At 70.7% G+C, this 23,484-nt stretch carries 5 protein-coding genes; 4 read left to right on the top strand and 1 reads right to left on the bottom strand.

Annotated features, from left to right (window positions below):
* The first annotated feature begins 289 nt into the window (after positions 1–289).
* From ACN27F_RS12750 to ACN27F_RS12740, 3 genes are read left to right on the top strand one after another with little or no spacing between them, the layout of a single operon-like run.
* Positions 290–11,386, top strand: coding sequence for a LamG-like jellyroll fold domain-containing protein (locus ACN27F_RS12750; RefSeq protein WP_421433563.1), 11,097 nt, complete (start codon positions 290–292; stop codon positions 11,384–11,386).
* A gap of 10 nt (positions 11,387–11,396) precedes the next feature.
* Complete coding sequence (locus tag ACN27F_RS12745; protein WP_421433562.1) at positions 11,397–11,699, top strand: hypothetical protein; 303 nt, start codon at positions 11,397–11,399, stop codon at positions 11,697–11,699.
* A gap of 46 nt (positions 11,700–11,745) precedes the next feature.
* Complete coding sequence (locus ACN27F_RS12740; RefSeq protein ID WP_421433561.1) at positions 11,746–11,925, top strand: hypothetical protein; 180 nt, start codon at positions 11,746–11,748, stop codon at positions 11,923–11,925.
* 6 nt (positions 11,926–11,931) lie between these two features.
* Here ACN27F_RS12740 and ACN27F_RS12735 read toward each other — a convergent pair whose 3' ends face one another.
* Entirely contained in the window at positions 11,932–12,045 is a 114-nt protein-coding gene (locus ACN27F_RS12735; protein ID WP_421433559.1) for a biotin/lipoyl-containing protein, read from the bottom strand.
* A gap of 170 nt (positions 12,046–12,215) precedes the next feature.
* Here ACN27F_RS12735 and ACN27F_RS12730 point away from each other — a divergent pair, with 170 nt between their 5' ends.
* On the top strand, positions 12,216–23,405 hold the full coding sequence (locus tag ACN27F_RS12730; protein ID WP_421433557.1) for a LamG-like jellyroll fold domain-containing protein: 11,190 nt from the start codon (positions 12,216–12,218) through the stop codon (positions 23,403–23,405).
* The last annotated feature ends 79 nt before the right edge of the window (positions 23,406–23,484 follow it).

Raw genomic sequence — 23,484 nt, 5'->3', positions numbered from 1 at the left:
CCTGCGGCCCGAGTGCCGTAGCTCCAGATCACGGCGGTCGCGGTGATGCTCCGGCCGGGAATCCTCAGAAATCCCCTTGGAAATTCCCGCAGGCAATCCTCAGAAATCAATCAGGTTTCGGGGGCGTCGGGCATGGACGATCTGTTCTGGTCCGGCGTCGCTGGACCGTCGTTTCGATGTGTGAAAGAGGTCGTCGCTGATGTCTGCGAACCGTGATCTGCGCTGTGGGCGTGGTGCTGGGACGTCGCGTTCGTCTGCTCGGTGGCGGCGGTGGGCGGGTGGGGTCGCGGTGGTGGTCGCGGCGCTGGTGGGGTTGTCGTCGTCGGTGCCGCCGGGTGCGGTGCCGGCGGACGGTGGGTTTCCGGTGGGGTGGTTGTCGTCGTGGTTCACGGGTCGGTCGGGGTGGTTGCCGTGGGGTGGGTCGGCGGTGGAGTTGCCGGCGGCGCGGGTCGGTGACGGTGCTGGTGCGGGTGGGTACGTGGGGTCGGCGGTGACGCGGGAGTCGGGTGGGGCGGGTTCGGCGCAGCGGTTGGTGGAGGGTCTGTCGGGGTTCGCGGGGGAGCCGGTGGTGGCCGGGTCGGTGTCGCCGGTGACGGTGGGCCGGTTCGATCCGGAGTCGAGTGTGCGGGACGCGGCGGTGTCGGGGCCGGACGCGGACGTGTACGCCAATGCGGATGGTTCGACGTCGGTGGAGTTGAGTACGGGGCGGGTCAACTACGAGGCGGCGGATGGTTCGTGGCGGCCGGTGGATTCGACGTTGGTGCGTCGGGGTGACCGGTGGGTGGTGAAGGAGAACTCGCTGGGTCTGTCGCTGGCGGGCGCTGCTGCCGGTGAGTCGTTGGTGGAGTTGTCGCTGCCGGGTGGCGGGTCGGTGGGCTGGGGTCTGGCGGGTGCGGCGGCGGTGGTACCGGCGGTCGACGGCAGGACGGCCACGTACGCGGAGGTGTTCGCGGACACCGATCTGGAGGTGGTGGCGCGGCCGGACGGAGTGCAGCAGGGGCTGGTGTTGGCCTCGCCGCAGGCTGGGTCGGAGTGGGTGTTTCCGCTGACGCTGGACGGGGTGTCGGTCCGGGCCGGTGACGGCGGGTCGGTCGATGTGGTCGACGACGCGGGGTCGGTGGTGGGGTCGATTCTGCCGGCGGTCATGCAGGATTCGTCGGTCGATCCGGAAACAGGGTTGCCGGCGCGGTCGGCGGCGGTGGCGATGGAGTTGGTGGAGGTCGACGATGGTCCGGCGCTGAAGCTGGTGGCCGACCGGGAGTGGTTGACGGATCCGGCGCGGGTGTTCCCGGCACGGGCGGACGTGGGCGCGCTGATCTCGACGCGCGGGGACGTGTTCGTCGACACCGATCCGGACACCGGCCCGGCCGTACAGGACGGCGACCGTCTCGCGATCGGATTCCAGGATCAGGATGACGTCCTGTCCCGGACGTTTCTCAAGTTCACCATCCCATCGGAGTTTGCGAAGGCGGGCTGGTTCGTCTCCTCGGCGAACCTGCGGCTGTACCTGAACTACCGGGCGAGGTGTGACGTCCAACGGATCAAGGTCGGGCTGGTCGAGGAGGAGTGGAGCGTCGGGGATCTGCGGACCGCCGCCTACCCGGGGCCGAAGATCGACCTGGGGCCGGGTCACTACCAGTACTACACCGACAACGGGCGGGCATGTGAGAACCCGAACCCGAATCCGTCCGTCGGCCAGTGGGTCGAGGTCGACGTCCGGGAACTGATTTCGGGCTGGGCGCTCGGTCAGCCCAATCTTGGTCTGGCGTTGTTGGACGAGGAACACTGGTCTGAGGCGGCGGCGGCCTTGTTCGCTTCGGCCAACTATGCCGGCGGTGACTACGCGCCGCGATTGCAGCTGACCTTGTCGAACAACCTGCCGCCGCAGGTGGACCAGCGGGCGCCGACCCACGGTGCGGTGGTGTCGACGTTGACGCCCCGGTTGTACGTGCGGGGTCGCGATTTCGACGAGTCCGGCACCGTGCGCTACAAGGTCTGGCTCTACGACAGCGCCGGGACCGTCATCCACGTCAACGAGGGCACCAAGTCGTACTACGACGTCCCGGTCGGGTTGTTGGAGACAAACAAGCAGTACTCGTGGGCGGTGCAGCCGTTCGACGGGGCTGTCTTCGGCGCCCGCTATCCGAAGTACGTGTTCTACACGCGGGCTCCGCAGCCGGCGTTGGGATCCCGGTTGGTGCAGAACCCGGGGGTGGGTTACCACCCGGAGATCGGCAACTACACGTCTGCGGTGACGGATGCGCAGGTGGCGGGGGTAGGGCCGGCGCTGGAGATCACCCGGTCGTACAACACGTTGGATACCCGTCGGTCGGGGGCGTTCGGGCAGGGCTGGTCGAGTCTGTTGGACGCGCGGGTGACCGAGCGGACGAACTCGGCGGGTGCGGTGCTGGGTGTGGTGGTGCGGTATCCGGACGGGTCGGAGGCGGTGTTCGGGCCGAGGAGGGACGGGTCGTTCGTGGCGCCGCCGGGGCGGTACGAGGTGCTGACCGCGGTGAAGTCCGGCGCCACGGTGACCGGGTACCGGTTGACCGTCAAGCACAGGACGACGTACGTGTTCGGCCGGGCGGCCGGTGGCGGCGCGTTCAAGGTCACGTCGGTGACGGACGCCAACTACCAGACCCTGACGGTGACCTACAACGGCAGTGGGCTGGTGTCGAAGCTGACCAGCGCGTCGGGACGGTCGCTGACGCTGACGTGGGCGGGGACGGCGAGTCCGTCGGCCGGGTCCCATGTGACCCGGGTGACGACGGACGCGCCGACCGCCGGTGGCAGTGGCTACGTGTGGGAGTACACGTACGGTAACCATGACCGGTTGACGAAGGTGTGTCCGCCGACGGCGTCGTGCACCACGTATTCCTGGGGTAACAGCGCCAACCAGGGGGCGAACGCGGTGCTGAACCACGCGCCGTCGTCGTTCTGGCGGTTGAACGAACCGTCCGGGTCGACCCTGGCGGCCAGCAGCATGCTGGACAACGGCGGCACCGATGTGGCGTTCTACGAGGGTACGTCGGCGGGTGGGGTGCCGGGGGTGTGGCCGGGATCGACGTCGACGTCGACCGACTTCGACGGCACGTCGTCGCGGGTGCGGTTGCCGAGCGGGCTGGTCAACGACAGTGCGTACCAGTCGGTCAGTCTGTGGTTCCGGACGGGGACGGCGTCCCGGGCGGGGGTGTTGTTCTCGTACCAGCATGATCCGATCTCGGACGGTACGACGTCGCGCAACTACACGCCGTCGATCTATGTCGGGTCGAGTGGGAAGTTGCACGCGAAGTTCTACGACGGCAACTCGACGACGATGCAGTCGTCCGGTCGGGTGGACGACGGGCAGTGGCATCACGTCGTGCTGGCCGGGGCCGGCTCGAGTCAGTCGCTGTATGTGGACGGGCTCCGGCACGCGGGCCGCACCGGCCTGATCGAGATGTTCGACGTGGGTGGGTCGGCGCATGAGTACGTGGGTGCGGGTTTCGTCGGCGGGAACTGGCCGGACCAGCCGCATCATGGTTCGCCGAACTACCACGGGCAGGCGAACTTCTTCGACGGGCAGATCGCCGATGTGGCGTTCTTCGACCGGACGTTGACCTCGGCCGAGGTCACTGAGATCAACGCGACGGCGCGGGGTCAGAGCCGGCAGTTGTCGAAGGTGACCAGCTCCGAAGGCAGGACGCTGGCGTCGTTGTCGATGGACTCGGTGACCGGGAAGCTGGCGTCGGTGACCGACAGCAACGGTGGGACCTGGGCGTTGGGGACGCCGCGGGTGGCGGGGACGAGCGGGGTGTACGCGGCGGCGGTGCTGGGGTCCGCGCCGACGGACTACTGGCGGTTGCGGGATGCGGCCGGTGTTCAGGCGGTCAACGAGACCTGGCAGACCACCGCGACGTTCAATTCGGTGACGTTGGGGGCGGCGGGTCCGTTCGCGGACGGCACGGCGGTGTCGTTCGACGGGTCATCGTCGCTGGTGTCGGTGCCGGGGGAGCGGTTGGCGCCGGCCTGGACGCGGTCTCAGGAGCTCTGGTTCAGGACCACGGGGACCGGCGATGTGCTGGCGGGGGCGCAGGACGCGGCGGTGGACGGTGCGCCGTCGGTGGGGTCGCCGGTGTTGTGGATCGACTTCGACGGCCGGTTGCGGGGGCTGTCCGCGTCGGTGGATCCGACCGGGCCGCTGACGTCGGGGCTCGCCGGCAAGTGCGCCGAGTTGGCGGCCGACGGCACGAAGGTGCAACTGAGCACCTGCGACGGTGCGACGGCGCAGAGCTGGCGCTACGTCGGCAGCAGTCGGCAGCTGCGTCGGGGTGACAAGTGTCTGGGCCTGGCAGGTCAGGCGACCGGCAACGGCACCCCGGTCCAGGCGCAGACCTGTTCGAGCAGCGCGAACCAGAAGTGGGGAACGTCCGGGAACGGGTGGCGCAACTCGGGGGCGGGCCGGTGTCTGGAGGTGCCGGGCTCGTCGACCACGGACGGCACCCAGCTGGCGATCCGCACCTGCAACGACCAGGCCAATCAGTGGTGGGCGTTGGCGTTGGTGTCGGCGGCGCCGGTCAACGACGGCAAGTGGCACCACGCGGTGCTGACCAAGACCGCCGCCGACGATGACACCGTCCAGGCGTTGTACCTGGACGGTGTGCGGGTGCAGGCCAGCACCGGCTCCCTGGCCGGCGGGGTCGAAAGGCTCAGCCACGGGTATCTGGGTGCGGGGTACACGGGTAACGGTTGGTCGGGGCTGCCCTCGGACTCGACGGCGTACTACGCGGGTGCGTTGGCGGAGGTCGCGCTCTACGACCGGACGTTGAGCGCGGACGAGGTGGCGTTGCATTACCAGTCGGTGGGTCGGGCGGTGCCGTTGGTGGTGACCGCGGCTGGTGACGGGGCTGTCGAAGCCCGGTTGTCGGATACGGCGGCGGGAGCGTTGCCGGTCGAGGCGTTGCCGCCGGGTGCGGTGCGGGTCGACGAGGCGGCGCGGGACGAGCAGACGACGACGGTGTCGAATCCGGTGAAGATCGTGTCGGTGACCGATCCGGGTGGCAACGAGGTGTCGTACTCGTACGATCTGGTGTCCGGGCGGAAGGTGTCGCAGACCGACGCGTTGGGTCAGACGACGTTGTACGGCTATGACACGGGTGGGTTCACGAGCCTGGTGTACGACCCGAACGGGCACGTGACCCGGTCGGTGCAGGACGAGCGGGGCAACACCATTCAGGAGGTGACCTGCCAGGACCAGGCCGCCGACAGGTGTTCCAGCAGCTACTACACCTACAGCTTCTACAGCAGCGACCCGACGCACCCGAGGAGCGACCGCCTGACCAAGGTGCGGGGGCCGGGCTCGCAGAGTGCGCAGGACGACACCTACCTGACGACGTACGCCTACGACAACTCCGGCAACCTGCACACCGTGCGGGACCCGCTCGGCCGGAAGACGGAGATCGAATACACCGACGGTACGGAGGTGCCCGCGGTCGACGGTGGGCCCGCCCCGGCCGGTCTGCCGTGGCATGTGCTGGATCCGTCGAAGGGCTGGCAGACGATCACGTACACCTCGGCGGGTGACGTGGCGTGGGTGTCGGACGCGGCGAGTGCGGAGACGACGTTCACGTACGACGGGTTGGGCCGGACGTTGACGGAGACGGTGGTGACGTCGTCGTACCCGCAGGGGCGGACGACGTCGTACACGTACGACTCGGTGGGTCGGGTGGTGACGCGGACGGGTCCGGCGGTGACGGACCGGGTGTCCGGTGCGGTGCACCGGGCGGTGACGCGTTACTCGTACAGCGTGGACGGGTTCCTGGCGGAGGAGCGGGTCAGTGACGCGTCCGGTGGGGATGTGGCCCGGGTCAGTACGTGGTCGTATGACGGGGGTGGGCGTCGGTCGGCGTCGGTGGACGCCGAGGGGGCGGTGACCAGCTACGGCTATGACGTGTACGGGCATCTGGTGGAGCAGATCGATCCGGACGGGGTGGTGAACGCCTACGAGGTGGACGTCAACGGCAATGTGTTGTCGCGGACGGTGAAGGGGTTCACCGGGGATCCGAATGATCCGACGGATCCGGTGGATCTGGTGGTGGAGTCGAATGTGTACGACCCGGCGGGTCGGTTGGCGTCGACCACGGACGCGATGGGCCATGTGACGCGGTACACGTACACCGATGACGGGCGGACCGCGTCGGTGACCCGCTCGGACGGGGACAGTTCGTTCCTGCTGGAGAGCAACGGTTACGACGCGGCGGGGAACCTGGTCGAGCAGGTCACCGACAACGGGCGGACCGTCACGGCGTACGCCTACGACGCGGCGGGCCGGCAGGTGCGCAGCGTGCTGGATCCGGGCGGCCTGGATCGGGTGACCGAGGTGACGCTGTCCCGGACCGACCAGGTGTTGTCGCGGGTGGATCGGGACGCTGCGGGGGAGGCGTTGTCGGTCGTCGACTACGCCTACGACGTGTTGGGCCGGCCGGTGTCGCAGACGGGCTACCTGTCGGCGGACCGGTCGGTGACGCCGGTGGCGCGGTGGCGGTTGGACGAGACGGGTGGGACGACGGCGGTCGACTCGGCGGGGAACAGTCCGGGTACGGCCACGGACGTGGTCTGGGCGTCGGATCCCGAGCGGGGTCGGGTCGCGTCGTTCAATGGGTCGTCGTCGTTGATCACGACCGATGCGCCGGTGGTGGACACCACCCGGCCGTACACGGTCGCTGCCTGGGTGCGATTGGACGATCTGCGGTACTCCGCCTCGGTGCTGGCGATGCCGGGCCTCGCCCGGACGAACGTGGCCGAGCGGGGCGCACCCGCGTTCGCACTCAACTACGACCACACCGTCGACGCGTGGCGGGCGCTGGCGACCGAGCAGCTCGTGTTCAAAGGCGGTGCCTACACAGTACCCAGCCGCACCTTCGGGCAGGGCTTGATGCAGGCGGGCGAGTGGCAGCACCTGGCGGTGGGCGTGGACCCGCAGGCTGGCCGGTGGATCGTGTTTCTCGACGGCGAGAAAGTCGACGACTTCACCGGCAGCAGCTTCCACAGCGTGGCGGCCGGCGGGGTGCGGATCGGCGACGGCCACGAGGGGGCGATCTCTGATCTGCAGGTGTATCAGGGGGTGCCGAACGACGACGACTGGGCCGCCGGGGTGATGGCGGGTGCGGTGCCGGCGGCGGACGCGGGGGTGTCGCGGACCAGTTACGTGGTCGACAACGCAGGTCTGGCGACGTCGGTGATCGATCCGTTGGGTCACGCCACGTTCGTCGAGTACGACGAGGCCGACCGGGCGGTGGTGACGACGGGTCCGCAGGTGCAGGCGGAAACCGGTGAGTTGGATGGTCCGGTGGTGACGGCCCGGCCGGTGGCCCGGGTCGGTTACAACACGTTCGGTGAGGTGGTTTCGGCCTCGGATCCGAACGGGGCGGTGACGACGTACGGGGTGGATCGGGTGGGTCGGCCGGTGGAGGTGCGGTTGCCGGCGTACACGCCGCCGGGTGGGTCGTCGTCGGTGACGCCGGTGGCGTCGGCGGTGTACGACAGCCTCGGTCAGGTGGTGTCGCAGACGGATCCGTTGGGCCGGGTGACGGAGTTCGACTACGACCAGTTGGGTCGGGTGGTGACCCAGGTGGCGCCGGACGGCGGCACGACGACGGCGCGCTACGACCTGGCGGGCAACCTGCTGGCGGCCACGGATCCGACGGGTGCGGTGGCGGGTAGTGGCTACGACTTCCTGGGTCGGGTCACGAGTGTGAGTGAGGCGGTGCGGCAGACCGGTCAGGTGCACACCACGACGGTGGGCTACGACGTCGCCGGGCGGTTGTCGTCGGTGCGGTCGCCGGCGGGGGTGACCACCGGGTACGGCTACAACGCGGCCGGTGAGCTGACAGTTGTGGTCGACGGCGCGGGGCAGACCCGCGGTGTCGTCCACGACGGCCTGGGTCGGCCGGTGAGGGAGATGAATCCGGACGGTACGTACACGACGACGGGTTATGACATGTTGTCGCGGCCGGTGTCGGCGGCGGCGTACGCGGCCGGTGGCAGCAGCGCGTTGGCGACGGCTGCCTCGACCTATGACGCGGCGGGCAACGTGGTGTCGGCGACGGACGCACGCGGCACGGTGACCCGGTTCGGCTACGACGCGACGGGTCTGCTGCGGACCCAGCGGGAGCCGGTGGACGCGACGACGACGATCGAGTCGACGTTCGGCTACGACCTGGCGGGGAATCCGACCCGGTTCACCGACGGGGAGGGGCGGTCGTTCCGGACCACGTACACCGTGTGGGGGTTGCCGCAGTCGCGGATCGAGCCGGCGACGGCGGCGTACCCGGACGCGGCGGACCGGACGTTCACCACGGTGTACGACGCGGCCGGTCAGCCGGTGTCGCAGCGGGTGCCCGGCGGGGTGGCGCGCACCCTGGTCTACGACGACGCCGGCCGGCTGGCCCGCCAGTCCGGCTCCGGCGCGGAGGCCGCGACGCAGGACCGGACGTACGGCTACGACGCGGCGGGTCGGCTGGTGGAGTTCTCCGCGCCGGGTGGCAGCAATCAGGTCGTGTACGACGACCGGGGGTTGCCGTTGTCGGTGACCGGACCGTCCGGCGACGCGTCGTTCACCTACACGCCCGACGGGTTGATGGCGTCGCGCGACGACGCGGCCGGGTTGACGCAGTACGGGTACGACGGTGCGGGCCGCTTGGCGTCGGTGGACAACGCCGACATGGGCACCGCCATCGGCTACAGCTATGACGTGATGTCGGCGGTGTCGTCGATGACCTTCGGCGGTACCACCAACCGGCGGGTGTTCGCCTACGACGATCTGCACCGGTTGATTAGCGACCGGCTGGTGTCCTCGGGCGGGTCGAAGATCGCGTCGATCACGTACGGCTGGGACGCGAATGGTAACGAGACCAGCAAGACCGTCACCCGTGGCTCGTCCACGACGGTCAACACCTACACCTACGATCTGGCTGACCGGTTGACGTCGTGGGACGACGGGAACACGACGGTCGGCTACCGCTACGACAAGGCGGGGAACCGGACCGGGGTCGGCGACGTCGACTACGCCTACGACGCCCGTAACCGCCTCGTGTCGGACAGTACCGGTGTCGGCTACCAGTACACGGCGCGGGGCACCCGCAGCTCGGCCGGTGGGGCGGCGACGGTGTCGGACGCGTTCGACCAGGTGGTCGAGCACACTCCGGCGGGTGGTAACGCCCGGGTGTTCGACTACGACGGGTTGGGTCGGGCGTTTCGGGACGGCTGGGAGTACACCGGTCTCGGTAACCACCTCGCCCGGGACAGTTCCAACGCGTTCTTCACCCGGGATCCGGGTGGTGGTGTGGTCGGGGCGCGGCACAACACCACGCGCCGGTTGGTGTGGACGGATCTGCACGGTGACGTGGTCGCCCAGCTGAACCCGGCCGGGGCGACGGTGACCGGCAGCCGCACCTATTCGCCGTTGGGTGAGGTGACCGCGGACAGTGGCATGCTCGGTGACCTCGGCTACCAGTCGGAGTGGACCGACATCCGCAGCGGGCAGGTCAACATGCACTCCCGCTGGTACGACCCGGTCACCGCGCAGTTCGGTGCCCGCGACGGCCTGACCGTCAGTCCGGTGCCGGACTCGATCCGGGGCAACCGGTACCAGTACGGCGACGGCAGCCCGTTGACGGTGGCCGACCCCACCGGCCACGTCGGAGAACGGCTGACGAGGGGCTGGGACGACTTCACCGACTGGGCCGGCGACAGGTGGGACGACGCCGTCGACTGGGTCGGCGACCGGTACGAAGACTTCACCGACTTCCTCGACTGGGTCGGCGAGACCCTGGGGGCGGCCACCAGGTGGACGCAGGAGCAGCTCGTCGAGGCGGGCAACGCCATCAGGCAGACGGTGGAGCAGAGCTATCAGGATCTGATCAAGGCCGGTGAGGCGCTGAAAGCCGCCGCCGAACAGGTGGGCCAGTGGGCCCGTACGGCCCGGGACTGGATCGTCGAACACAAGGCCGAGATCGTCGGCGCGATCGTCGGCATGGTCGTCGAGGCCGGCTGCCTGGTCGCGATCGGTTGGACCGGTGTCGGCGTGGTCGCCTGCGGCATGGTCGGCGGTATCACCGGTGCCCTGGTGACCGGCGGAATGCAGGGCAAGACCGGCATGGAGCTGCTGCAGGACGCGGTGATCGGCGGCCTGGCCGGTGGTCTCGGCGCCGCCCTGCCGATGATGGGCCCGGTCGCCGGCAAGGCGTTGAGCAAGGCCGCCTCCACCGGCGTGAAGAAGGTCGCCGGCACGAGCGTCGGCAAGGCCGGCGCCCGGGTCGGTGCGAAGGCTGCCGCCGGGGCCCGGTCGTTCAGCCGGGCGGTCAGCCGCAAGGCCGACGACGTGTCCCGGGCGGTGTCCCGCGGCTCCAGCCGGTCCACCCGGGAGGCGGCCGACCGCGCCGACGACGCGGCCCGCGCCGGCGGCAGCCGGGTCGACGACCTCGCCGACGCGGCCGCCAGCTGTGTGCGGCACAGCTTCACCCCGGACACCCGGGTGCGGATGGCCGACGGCAGCAGTAAGCCGATCGCCGAGGTCGAGCTCGGCGACGAGGTGCTGGCCACCGACCCGGCCACGGGGCGGACCACCGCGCGGGCGGTGCGGGTGCTGCACCGCCACGCCGACCGGGAGTTGACCGATGTCACGGTGACCGACACGGAGACCGGGGAGAGCACGGTCGTGGAGACGACCGCGCACCACCCGTTGTGGAATGCCACCACCAGCCGGTGGACCGACGCCGAAGATCTGCGTCCCGGTGACCGGCTGCGCAGCCCGGACGGCGAAACCACCCAGCGGGTCGCCGCGGTCCGGGTCTGGACCGGCCTGACGTGGATGAACGACCTCACCGTCGCCGGCGTCCACACCTACTATGTGGTGGCGGCCGACCGGCCGGTGCTGGTGCACAACTGCGACGGCTACACGGACTTGTACCACGGCACCAGCCGGCAGGCGGCGGACAACATTCGGAACAACGGCGTGAACCCGAACTTCTCCAACCGGTCGAGAATGGACTTCGGCAAGGGCTTCTACACCACCCGTTCCCAGCAGCAGGCACAGAAGTGGGCCAGCAAGCGATTCGGCGGGGACGGGGTGGTTCTCCACTTCAGGGTGCCGACCGCGAGACTCAACGCCATGCTCACGAAGACGTTCAACCGGCGCGGCGGCCGAGACCTGACCAACACCGTACGCCGCTACCGCACCGGTGCCGGAGGAAACCTGTCAAATAGCTACGATGTGGTCGAGGGGCCCATGCTCATGAACGTCGACGGATTTCTGAGGTCGGGGGCTCCGCCCCGCTGGTCCGGCAACCAGGTCGTCTTCTACGGCAGGGACGCCGGCCAGGTGCTCACCGACGCCCTGCAGCCGTAGGAGAAGGACGATGGACGTCTATCAGATGGACCTGTCGGTCGAGGTCCGGGAGTTGCTGGACGCGACGGCGGCCGAGATGGTCGAGTTGTTCGGCATCTCGCGTGCCGAAGCCGTCGCCCGGATCAACGAGCAGTGGCACGGGCAGGACTTCTCCGGCGACGACGAGATCGTCCTGCACGAGGACCGGCGCTACTGGGCGATGATCATCTACTTCGGCGAGGTACCGGACTGGAGCGACGACGCCGACCGGTCGGACTGGGTTCCCCGGCCCGCGCCCTCCCGGCAGTCCGGCCACTGGACGACCAGATCCTGAACCCGGGGTGTGGTGTGCCGGCGGTGGGGGGTCTCAGCCCAACGCGGTGAGGACCTTCGCGCACGCCGCCGGCACGTGGTCCGGCCCGCCCGACAGCAGTACCTCAGAGGCGTCGGAGCTGACCGCACGACTACGGGCGGTGGGTGTTCCCGCCGACGCGTACCGCGTCGGAGGCGATCGTGACGAGGCGTACTGCCTGGTCCACGACGGCGACCGGTTCTGGTGAGTGAGGTCAGCTGATCGAGCAGATCGTGGCACCGGCGCCGACCTCGGCGGCCAGGCCGCTGACCATGCCGGCCTTAGGCGCGTTGATCGGCTGTTCCAGCTTCATCGCCGCCAGCACCACGCACTCTGTCCATCATGCCCGGCTGGCTGCTGGCGCACGCTCAGCGCTTCCCTGGTATTCCCCAACAGCTTCCTCAGATTTCCCTCATTACTCGGCGGCCCCGAGCCGGCACGATCTGTTTTGGTCCTAACTGGGCGAACGGCGTACCGCAGCGAGAAAGGCCGCCACTGATGGGAACGAGCCAGGAGCCGCAGCGCCGTCGAACAGGGACCACCCGGACGTTCGCCCGGTGGCGGCGGTCCGCCGGTGGGGTCGCGGTGGTGGCCGCGGCGCTGGTGGGGTTGTCATCGTCGGTGCCGCCGGGGGCGGTGCCCGCCGACGGTGAGTTTCCGGTGGGGTGGCTGACGTCGTGGATCACCGATCGGCCGGGCTGGTTGCCATGGGGCGGCCCGGCGGCGGCTGAGCTCACGGTGTCGCCGGTCGGCGACGGTGCCGGCCCCGGCGGGTACACCTCGGCGGCGGCGACCCGGGCCGACGGTGGCGCCGGCACCGCGCAGCGGCTGGTCGACGGGTTGCCCGGGTACGCCGGCCAGCCGGCGGCGGACGAGTCGGTGACGCCGGTGACGGCGGCGCGCCACGATCCGGCGACGAGCCGCCGCGACGCCCGGTCGTCACGGTCGACCATGACGGTGTACGACAACGCCGACGGTTCGACGACGGCGCAGCTGAGCACCGGTCAGGTCAACTACCGGGCGGCGGACGGGTCGTGGCGGCCGATCGATCCGACCCTGGTGCGTCGGGGTGACCGGTGGGGGGTCACCGACAACCCGCTGGGGGTGTCACTGGGGTCGACATCCGGTACGGCGGACGCTGCGGCGTCCGGGGCGGGGGCAGCGGCATCCGGCACGGCGGCGGGGGAGCCGCTGGTCGAGTTGCCGCTGCCCGGCGGTGGCGCACTCGGGTGGAGCCTGGCCGGTGCGGCGGCGGTGACCCCGGAGGTCGACGGCGCGACGGCGACGTACCGGCAGGTGCTGCCGGGCACGGACCTGGAGCTGGTGGCCCGGCCGGACGGGGTGAAGGAGACGCTGATCCTGGCGTCGCCACAGGCCGGGTCGGCGTGGGTGTTCCCGCTGGCTCTGCAGGGGGTGACGGCCCGCAGCGGGTCGGCCGGGTCGGCCGGGTCGGCCGGGTCGGTCGAGCTGGTCGACGACGCCGGCGCGGTGGTGGCGTCGATCCCGCCGGCGTACATGCAGGACTCATCGGTGGACGCGAAGACCGGGCTGCCCGCGCAGTCGGCGGCCGTCACGATGGAGCTGACCGAGGTCGACGGCGGGCCGGCACTGAAGCTGGTCGCCGACCGGTCGTGGCTCGCCGACCCGGCACGGGTGTTCCCGGTACGGGTGGATCCGACGGTGACGACCGGCCCGGACGGGGACGTGTTCGTCGACTCCGACCCGGCCACCGGCGCGACCGTGCAGAACGGCAACCACCTGCAGGTGGGGTACAGCGGGGGAGTCGGTTCCCGGACGTTCCTCAACTTCGACATCTCGGCTGCGGTGACCGACGCCAAGCCGATCATCGCCTCGGCGTACCTGCGGCTGTTTCTGAACCACCGGGTGCGCTGCGACGTCAAGGACCTGCAGGTCGGCCTGGTCGATCAGGAGTGGACGGTCGGTGAGCTGGCGACCGCCGCGCTGCCCGGGCCGGACCTCGAACCGGGCTCGGTGCGGTACCGCTACTACACCGACAACGGGCAGGCGTGCGCCAACCCGTCGGCGGGCCCGACGTCCGGCCAGTGGGTGCAGGTCGACGTCCGTGAGCTGATCTCCGGGTGGGCGCTCGGGCAGCGCAACCTCGGTCTGGCGCTGATCGACGACGAACAGTTCCTGGCCGCCGGGGCGAGGTTCACCTCGGCGAACTACGGCAACGGGGCCTACGCGCCCCGACTGGAACTGACCATGACGGCCAACCTGCCGCCGCAGGTGAGCCAGCGCTCCCCGGTGCACGGCGCGGTCGTCTCGACGCTGACCCCCCGGTTGTACGTGCGCGGCCACGACCCGGACGACTCCGGGACGGTGAGCTACAAGCTCTGGCTGCACGATGACGCCGGCACCGTCCTTCGCGTCCTCGAGGGCACCGGCTCCTACTACGACGTCCCCGCCGGCCTGCTGCGCTCGAACAAGCAGTACTCGTGGGTGGTGCAGCCGTTCGACGGTGCCGTCTACGGGGCCCGGTATCCGAGGTACACGTTCTACACCCGGGTGCCGCAGCCGGCGTTGGGATCCCGGCTGGCGCAGAACCCGGGGGTGGGCTACCACCCGGAGATCGGCAACTACACGACCACGGCGACCGACGCGCAGGTGGCCGGGGTGGGGCCGGAGCTGGCGATCACCCGGTCGTACAACACGCTGGACACCCGGCGGTCGGGGGCGTTCGGGCAGGGCTGGTCGAGTCTGCTGGACGCCCAGGTGACCGGGCGGACCAGCACGACCGAGGCGCTGCGTAGTGCCGTGGTGACCTACCCGGACGGGTCGCAGGCCGGGTTCGGCCCCACCTCGGACGGATCGTTCGTGCCGCCGCCGGGGCGCTACGAGGTGCTGACCGAGGTGCGGTCCGGTACGTCGGTCACCGGGTACCGGCTGACCGTCAAACACGGCACGACGTACGTGTTCGGCCGGTCCGCCGGCAGCGGGGTCTTCCGGCTCACGGCGGTGACCGACGCCAACGACCGGACCCTGACGGCGACCTACAACGGCAGCGGACAGATCTCGAAGCTGACCAACGCCTCGGGCCGGTCGCTGACGCTGACCTGGGCGGGCACCGCCAGCCCGTCGGTCGGGTCGCACGTCACCAAGGTGACGACGGACGCGCCGACCGCCGGCGGCAGCGGCTACGTGTGGCAGTACACCTACGGCAGCCACGACCGCCTGACGAAGGCGTGCACGCCGACGTCGGCGTGTACCACGTACGGCTGGGGCAACGACGCCAACCAGGGGGCGAACGCGGTGCGCAACCACGCGCCGTCGTCGTACTGGCGGTTGAACGAACCCGGCGGGTCCACCTGGGCCGCCAGTGACATGCTGGAACGCGGCGGCACCGACGTGGCGTTCTACGAGAACACGACGCCTGGGGTGACGCCGACGGTGTGGCCGGGGTCGACGTCGACGTCGACCGCGTTCGACGGCACCTCGTCGCGGGTGCGGCTGCCCAGCGGGCTGGTCAACGACAGCGCGTACCAGTCGGTCAGCATGTGGTTCCGCACCGGTGCGTCGTCGCGGGCCGGGGTGCTGTTCTCCTACCAGCACGACCCGATCTCGGCCGGCACGACGTCGCGCAACTACACGCCGGCGATCTACGTCGGGACGAGTGGGAAGCTGCACGCGAAGTTCTACGACGGCTTCGCCGGCACCACCATGCAGTCGTCCGGTCGGGTCGACGACGGCCAGTGGCATCACGTGGTGCTGGCCGGGGCGGGTGCCAGCCAGGCCCTGTACCTGGACGGCACCCGGCAGGCGACCCGCGACGGCCTGATCGAGATGTTCGACATCGGCGGGTCGGCGTACGAGTACGTGGGCGCCGGGTTCGTCGGTGGGAACTGGCCGGACCAGCCGCATCAGGGCTCGGCCGACAACACCGGGCACGCGAACTTCTTCACCGGCCAGATCGCCGACGTGGCGTTCTTCGACCGGACGTTGACCGCCGCCGACGTCGACGAGCTCAACGGTACGGCGCGCGCGCAGAGCTGGCAGTTGTCCACGGTGACCAGCGCCGAAGGGCGGACTGTGGCGTCGCTGTCGACGGACCCGGTCACCGGAAAGCTGGCGACGCTGACCGACAGCAACGGCGGGACCTGGACGATGGGCACGCCACGGGTGGCCGGCACCAGCGCCCTGTACGCGGCGGCCGTGCTGGGCTCGGCACCCACCGACTACTGGCGGCTGCGTGACGCCGCCGGGGTCGACGCGGTCAACGAGACGTGGCAGGAGACCGCGACGTTCAGCGCGGTGACACTGGGCGCGGCGGGTCCGTTCGCCGACGGCAGCGCGGTGTCGTTCGACGGGACGTCGTCACTGGTGTCCGTACCGGGCGGCCGGGTCGCGCCGACCGGCGCGAAGTCACAGGAGCTGTGGTTCAGGACGACCGCGACCGCCGGGGTGCTGCTGGGCACGCAGGATGCGGCGGTCGGCGGTACGCCGTCGGCGGGATCGCCGGTGTTGTGGATCGACGCCGACGGTCGGCTGCGCGGCCTGGCCCCGTCGACCGAACCGACTGGGCCGCTGACGTCAGGGCTCGCCGGCAAGTGCGCGGAACTGGCCACCAACGGCACCAAGGTGCAGGTCGGCACCTGTGCCGCCACGTCCGCCCAGAGCTGGCGGTACGTCGGCGGCAGTGGACAGTTGCGTCGGGGTGACAAGTGTCTGGGCCTGACCGGTCAGGCCACCGGCAACGGCACGCTGGTCCAGGCGCAGACCTGCTCGACCAGCGCCAACCAGAAGTGGACGCCGCACCAGGGCGGTTGGCGCAACACCGGGTCGGGCCGCTGCCTGGAGGTGCCAGGCTCGTCCACCATGGACGGCACCGCGCTGGCCATCCGCAGCTGCGCCACCAGCCAGGCCAACCAGCGGTGGGCGTTGGCGCTGACGTCGCCGTCGCCGGTCAACGACGGCGCGTGGCACCACGCCGTACTGACCACGACCAATGCCGCCGACGCCACGACGCAGGTGCTGTATCTCGACGGGGTGGCGGTGCAGTCGAGCACCGGCGCGTTGCCGGCCGCCGGCCCGCAGGGGCAGGGGTATCTCGGCGCGGGGTACACCGCCAACGGCTGGTCGGGGCTGGCCGCCGGGGCGACGGCGTACTACGCGGGGTCGCTGGCGGAGGTGGCGTTCTACCCTCGGGCGTTGGGTGCCGACGAGGTCGCGTTGCACCACTGGTCGGTCGGGCAGACGGTGCCGCTGGTGGTCACCGCCGCGACCGGCGGCGGGACCGACACGCCGTCCCTGTCGGAGACGGCGGCCGGCCAGCTGCCGGCGGACACCCTGCCGCCCGGTGCGTCGCACACCGACGCGGCGGCGCGCGACGCGCAGACCACGACGGTGGCCAACCCGGTGACGATCGTGTCGGTGACCGACCCGGGCGGGCATCAGGTGTCCTACTCCTACGACCTGCTGTCCGGGCGGAAGGTGTCGCAGACCGACGCGCTGGGCCGCACCACCCTGTACGGGTACGACACCGGCGGGTTCACCAGCCTGGAGTACGACCCGAACGGGATCGTGACCCGGTCGGTGCAGGACGAGCGGGGCAACACGATCCAGGAGGTGACCTGCCAGGACCAGGCCGCCGACAAGTGCGCCAGCAGTTACTCCACCTACACGTTCTACAGCAGCGACCCGACGCACCCGAAGAGCGACCGGCTGACGGCGGTACGCGGGCCGGGCTCACTCAGCGCGCAGGACGACACCTACCGGACGCAGTACTTCTACGACAACTCCAACGGCAACCTGCGCAGCACGGTGGATCCGCTCGGCCGGCATACGGAGATCGCCTACACCACCGGCGGGAGCGTTCCGGCCGGGCTGCCCGCAAAGGTGCTGGACCCGTCGAAGGGTTGGCAGCTGATCACGTACACCTCGGCCGGTGACGTCGCGACGGTGGTTGACCCGGCGGGCGCCACCACCAGCTACACGTACGACCGGTTGGGCCGGGAGTTGACCGAGACGGTGGTGACGCCGTCGTTCCCGCAGGGGCGGACCACGACGTCCACGTACGACGCGATGGGCCGGGTGGCGACGCGCACCGATCCGGCGGTGACGGACCGGGTGACCGGTGCGGTGCACACGGCGGTGACCCAGCACGCGTACAGCCCGGACGGCTTGCTGACCCGGCAGACGGTCAGCGACGCCACCGGTGGGGACGTGGCCCGGGTCAGCGAATGGTCCTACGACGACCACGGCCGCCGGTCGCAGGCCGTCGACCCGATGGGCGCCACCACCGACTACCGCTACGACGTCTACGGGCACGTGGTGGAGCAGACCGACCCGGACGGGACGGTCAACGCCTACCAGCTGAACGTCAACGGCGACCTGCTGTCGCGCACGCTGAAGGGGTACACCGGGGATCCCAACGATCCGACGGATCCGGTGGATCTGGTGGTGGAGTCGAATGTGTACGACCCGGCGGGTCGGTTGGCGTCGAGTACGGACGCGATGGGCTATGTCACGCGGTACACGTACACCGATGACGGGCGGACCGCGTCGGTCACCCGCACCGACGGGGACAGTTCGTTCCTGCTGGAAGACAACCGTTACGACGAGGCGGGGAACCTGGTCGAGCAGCGGACCGACAACGGTGCGACGGTGACGGAGTACGAGTACGACGCGGCGGGCCGGCAGACCCGCAGCGTGCTCGACCCCGACGGGTTGCACCGGGTCACCGAGACGACGCTGTCGCCGGGCGACCAGGTGCTGTCCAGCGTCGCCCGGGACGGCTCCGGCGCGCCGCTGGCCGTCACCGACCACGCGTACGACATCCTCGGCCGGGAGGTCTCGCAGACCCGGTACCGGTCGACGGACCGGACGACGACGCCGGTGGCCCGGTGGCGGCTGACCGAGACCAGCGGCACGACGGCCGCCGACTCGGCCGGCAACAGCCCCGGTACGGCAACCGGTGTGACCTGGGAGAACGACGCCGAGCGGGGGCGGGTCGCGGCGTTCACCGGTGCCTCGTCGTCGCAGATCACCACGGATGCCCCGGCGGTGGACACCACCCGGCCATACACGGTGGCCGCCTGGGTGCGGGTCGACAACGCCGGCAAGTCCGGCGCGGTGCTGACCGTGCCCGGTGCCGCGCGGGTGAGTGCGTCCCCCGCAAACCGCGACTTCGCCTTCCAGCTCCGGTTCGACCACACCATCGACGGATGGCGGGTCGCCACGAACGAGCAGCAGATGGGCTCGATCATCCGGTGCGAATGTCCCTTCGGGGAAGGCACGGTGCAGGAGGGCGAGTGGCAGCACCTGGCCGTCGGCGTCGACCCGCAGGCCGACCGGTTCACCGTGTTCATCGACGGCGACAAGGTCGGCGAAAGCGCCGGTGCCGGCTACGACAGCATGGCGATGGGCGGGCTGCGGATCGGCTCCGGGCTCGACGGGGCCATCTCCGACCTGCAGCTGTACCAGGGCGTGTCGGCGGACGCCGGCTGGGCCGACCGGGTGGTCGCCGGCACCGTACCGGCGGCCGACGCCACGGTGTCACGGACCAGCCACGTGCTCGACGACAGCGGTCTGGCCACGGCGATGCTGGACCCGCTGGGCAACACCACGAACGTGGCCTACGACGAGGCCGACCGGCCGGCCGTGACGACCGGCCCCGAGGTGCAGGCCGAGACCGGGGAACTCGACGATCCGGTGGTCACGGCGCGGCCGGTGGAGCGGATCGGCTACAACACGTTCGGCGAGGTCACCGCGGAGTCCGACCCGAACGGCGCGGTGACCAGGTACGCGTTCGACCGGGCGGGCCGGCCGTACGAGACCCGGCTGCCGGCGTACACCCCGCCGGGCGGGTCGACGCCGGTCACGCCGGTCGCCACGGCCGCGTACGACAGCCTCGGCCAGGTCGTGTCGCAGACCGACCCGCTGGGCCGGGTCACCGGGTTCACCTACGACCAGCTGGGCCGGGTGGTGCGGCAGGTGGCGAACGACGGTGCCACCACGACCGCCCGCTACGACCTGGCGGGGAACCTGTTGGCGGTGACCGATCCCACCGGGGCGCTGACCGGCAGCAGCTACGACCTGCTGGGCCGGACGACCAGCGTCAGCGAGGCGGTCCGCCAGACCGGCCAGACGCACACCACCACGATGACCTACGACGCGGCGGGCCGGCTGTCGGCGGTGACCACGCCGGCGGGGGTGACCACCGGGTACGGCTACACCGCCGCCGGTGAGCTGACCAGTGTGGTCGACGGTGCCGGGCAGACCAGCAGGGTCGATCACGACGGCCTCGGCCGACCGGTCAAGCAGACCAACCCGGACGGCACCTACACCACCACCACGTACGACCCGCTGTCCCAGCCGAGGGCGACGGCGGCGTACCGGGCGTCCGGCGGGGCCCCGCTGACCACGTCGAGTTGGACCTACGACGCCGCCGGCAACACCGTGTCGGCGACGGACGCGCGGGGCACCACGACCCGGTTGAGCTACGACGCGACCGGGCTGCCGCGCACCCAGTCCGAGCCGGTGGCTGCCGGCACCACGATCGAGTCGTCGTACGGCTACGACCTGGCCGGCAATCCGACCCGGTTCACCGACGGGCGGGGGCAGGCGTTCCGGACGACGTACAACGTCTGGGGGCTGCCGCAGTCCCGGATCGAGCCGGCCACGGCGGCGTACCCGAACGCGGCGGACCGGACGTACACCACGGTGTACGACGCGGCCGGGCAGCCGGTGTCGCAGCGCGCGCCCGGCGGGGTGACCCGCACCCTGGTCTACGACGACGCCGGTCGGCTGGTGCGTCAGTCCGGATCCGGTGCCGAGGCGGCGACGGCGGACCGGACGTACGGCTACGACCCGGCCGGTCGGTTGGTGGAGTTCGCCGGGTCCGGCGGCACCAACCAGGTCGTCTATGACGACCGGGGGCTGCCGCTGTCGGTGACCGGTCCGTCGGGGGACGCGGCGTTCACCTACACCCCGGACGGGTCGATGGCCTCCCGTGACGACGTTGCCGGACTGACCCAGTACGGCTACGACAGCGCCGGTCGGTTGGCGTCGCTGAGCAACAGCACCGCCGGGGTGTCGGTCAGCTACGCCTACGACGAGATGTCGGCGGTGTCGTCGATGTCCTACGGCGGCACCAACAACCGGCGGGTGTTCGCCTACGACGACCTGCATCGGCTGACCAGCGACCGGCTGGTGCGGGCCAACGGGCAAATCCTCGGGACGATCACCTATGGGTGGGACGCCAACGGCAACGAGACCAGCAAGACCGTCACCCGTGGCTCGACGACGGTGAGCAACACCTACACCTACGACCTGGCCGACCGGCTCACCTCGTGGGACGACGGCAACACCACGGTCGGCTACCGGTACGACGCCGCCGGCAACCGGACCGGGGTCGGTGACACCGACTACGTCCACGACGCCCGTAACCGGCTCGTCTCCGACAGCACCGGCACCAGCTACCGGTACACCGCCCGGGGCACCCGGGACCGGACCGTCACCGGCAACACCACCGCGGTCGGGGTCGCCGACGCCTTCGACCAGATCGTCAGCCAGCAGCCGACCGGTGGCGGCAACGCCCGGGAGTACACCTACGACGCGTTGGGCCGGGCGCTGCGCAGCGACTTCCGGTACTCCGGGCTCGGCAACGACCTCGCCATGGACGGCGCGGCGAAGTACCTGCGTGACCCGGACGGCGGCGCCGTCGCGGTCCGGGACGGCGGCACCAGCCGGATGTTCTGGACCGATCTGCACGACGACATCGTCGCCCAGTTCAACACCGCCGGTACGTCGGTGACCGGCAACCGCACCTACTCGCCGCTGGGTGAGGTGACCGCGACCAGCGGCATGGAGGGCAACCTCGGCTACCAGTCGGAGTGGACCGATCCCCGGTCGGCGCGGGTCAACATGCACGCCCGCTGGTACGACCCGGCCGTCGGACAGTTCGACAGCCGCGACAGCGTCACCGTCAGCCCGGTGCCCGACTCGATCCGGGCCAACCGCTACCAGTACGGCGACGGCAACTCGCTGACTGTCACCGACCCGACCGGTCACTTCGGCAAGCGGCTGCGCAACGCCTGGAAGAAGGTTTCCTCCGGCGTGCAGAAGGCCTGGAACACGGTCAAGGCCGGGGTGCAGCAGGCGTGGGAGCAGGTCTCCGAGTGGGCGCAGGCGGCCCGTGAGCAGATCGCCGAGAAGCTCAACGACGTCAAGCAGGCCGTGTCGCAGGCCTATCAGAAGATGGCCGAGGCGGTCAGAGGGGCCGTCGACCAGGTCGGCCAGTGGGCCCGGACAGCCAGGGACTGGATCGTCGAGCACAAGGCCGACATCGTCGGCGCGCTGGTCGGGTTCGTCGTCGAGGCCGCCTGCATGGTCGCGATCGGCTGGACCGGGGTCGGCGCGGTCGCCTGCGGGGTGGCTTCCGGCGTGACCGGTGCCCTGGTCACCGGTGCCATGCAGGGCCAGACCGGCGTCGAGCTGTTGCGCACCGCCGTCCTGGGCGGTGTCGTCGGTGGCCTGGGCGCGGCGCTGCCGATGATGGGCCCGGCAGCGGGCAAGGCGTTGAGCAAGGCCGGGTCCGCCGGGGCGAAGAAGGTCGCCGGCACCGGTGTCGGCAAGGCCGCGGCCTCGGCCGGCAAGGCTGTCGCGTCGGCCGGCAAGGCGGTCGGGCGCAAGATCGACGACGTGTCCCGGGCGGTGTCACGCGGCACCAGCCGAGCTACCCGGGAGGCGGCCGACTACGCCGACGACGCGGCCCGCGCCGGCGGCAGCCGGGTCGACGACCTCGCCGACGCGGCCGCCAGCTGTGTGCGGCACAGTTTCGCCCCGGACACCCGGGTACGGATGGCCGACGGCAGCAGTAAGCCGATCGGCGAGGTCGAGCTCGGTGACGAGGTGCTGGCCACCGACCCGACCACGGGGCGGAGCACCGCCCGGCCGGTGCGGGTGCTGCACGGTCACGCCGACCGGGAGTTGACCGATGTCACGGTGACCGACACGGAGACCGGTGAGAGTACGGTCATCAGCACGACCGCGCACCACCCGTTCTGGACCGCCGACACCGGGCGGTGGACCGACGCCGAAGATCTGCGTCCCGGTGACCGGCTGCGCAGCCCGGACGGCGAAACCACCCAGCGGGTCGCCGCGGTCCGGGTCTGGACCGGCCTGACGTGGATGAACGACCTCACCGTCGCCGGCGTCCACACCTACTACGTGGTGGCGGCCGACCGGCCGGTGCTGGTGCACAACTGCGACGGCTACACGGACCTGTACCACGGCACCAGCCGGCAGGCGGCGGAGAACATCCGGGCCAACGGCGTGGACACCGGATTCTCGTCACGGTCGAAGATGGACTTCGGCAAGGGATTCTACACCACCCGGTCGCGGCAGCAGGCGGCCGACTGGGCGGGGAGTCCGCGGTTCGGTGGGGACGGCGTGGTCCTGCATTTCAAGGTGCCGAACGCGAAGCTCGACGCCCTGGCGACGAAGAGGCTCACCGCGACCAGCCCGGATCTGGCCGGCGTCGTGAAGCACTACCGCACCGGTGCCCGGGGCAACCCGCTCGGCAGGTACCAGGTGGTGGAAGGGCCGATGCTGATGAACGTCGACAAGTTCGTCAGGCACGGGCTCCCCGCGCGCTGGAAGGGCAATCAGGTCGTGTTCTACGGCAAGGACGCCGGTCGGATACTGACCGAGGCCCTGCAGCCGTAGGAGCGTGACGTGGACGTGCACTGCTGGGTCGCCCGGCCGGCACCGGCCTGCGGCTCCGGGGCACTGGACCGTCCCGGGG

Source organism: Solwaraspora sp. WMMB335 (assembly GCF_049179075.1).
In the GTDB taxonomy this organism is placed as follows: Bacteria; Actinomycetota; Actinomycetes; order Mycobacteriales; family Micromonosporaceae; genus Micromonospora_E.
The sequence above is the reverse complement of the archived record's forward strand: the minus strand, read 5'-3'. Positions and strand labels throughout refer to the sequence as shown.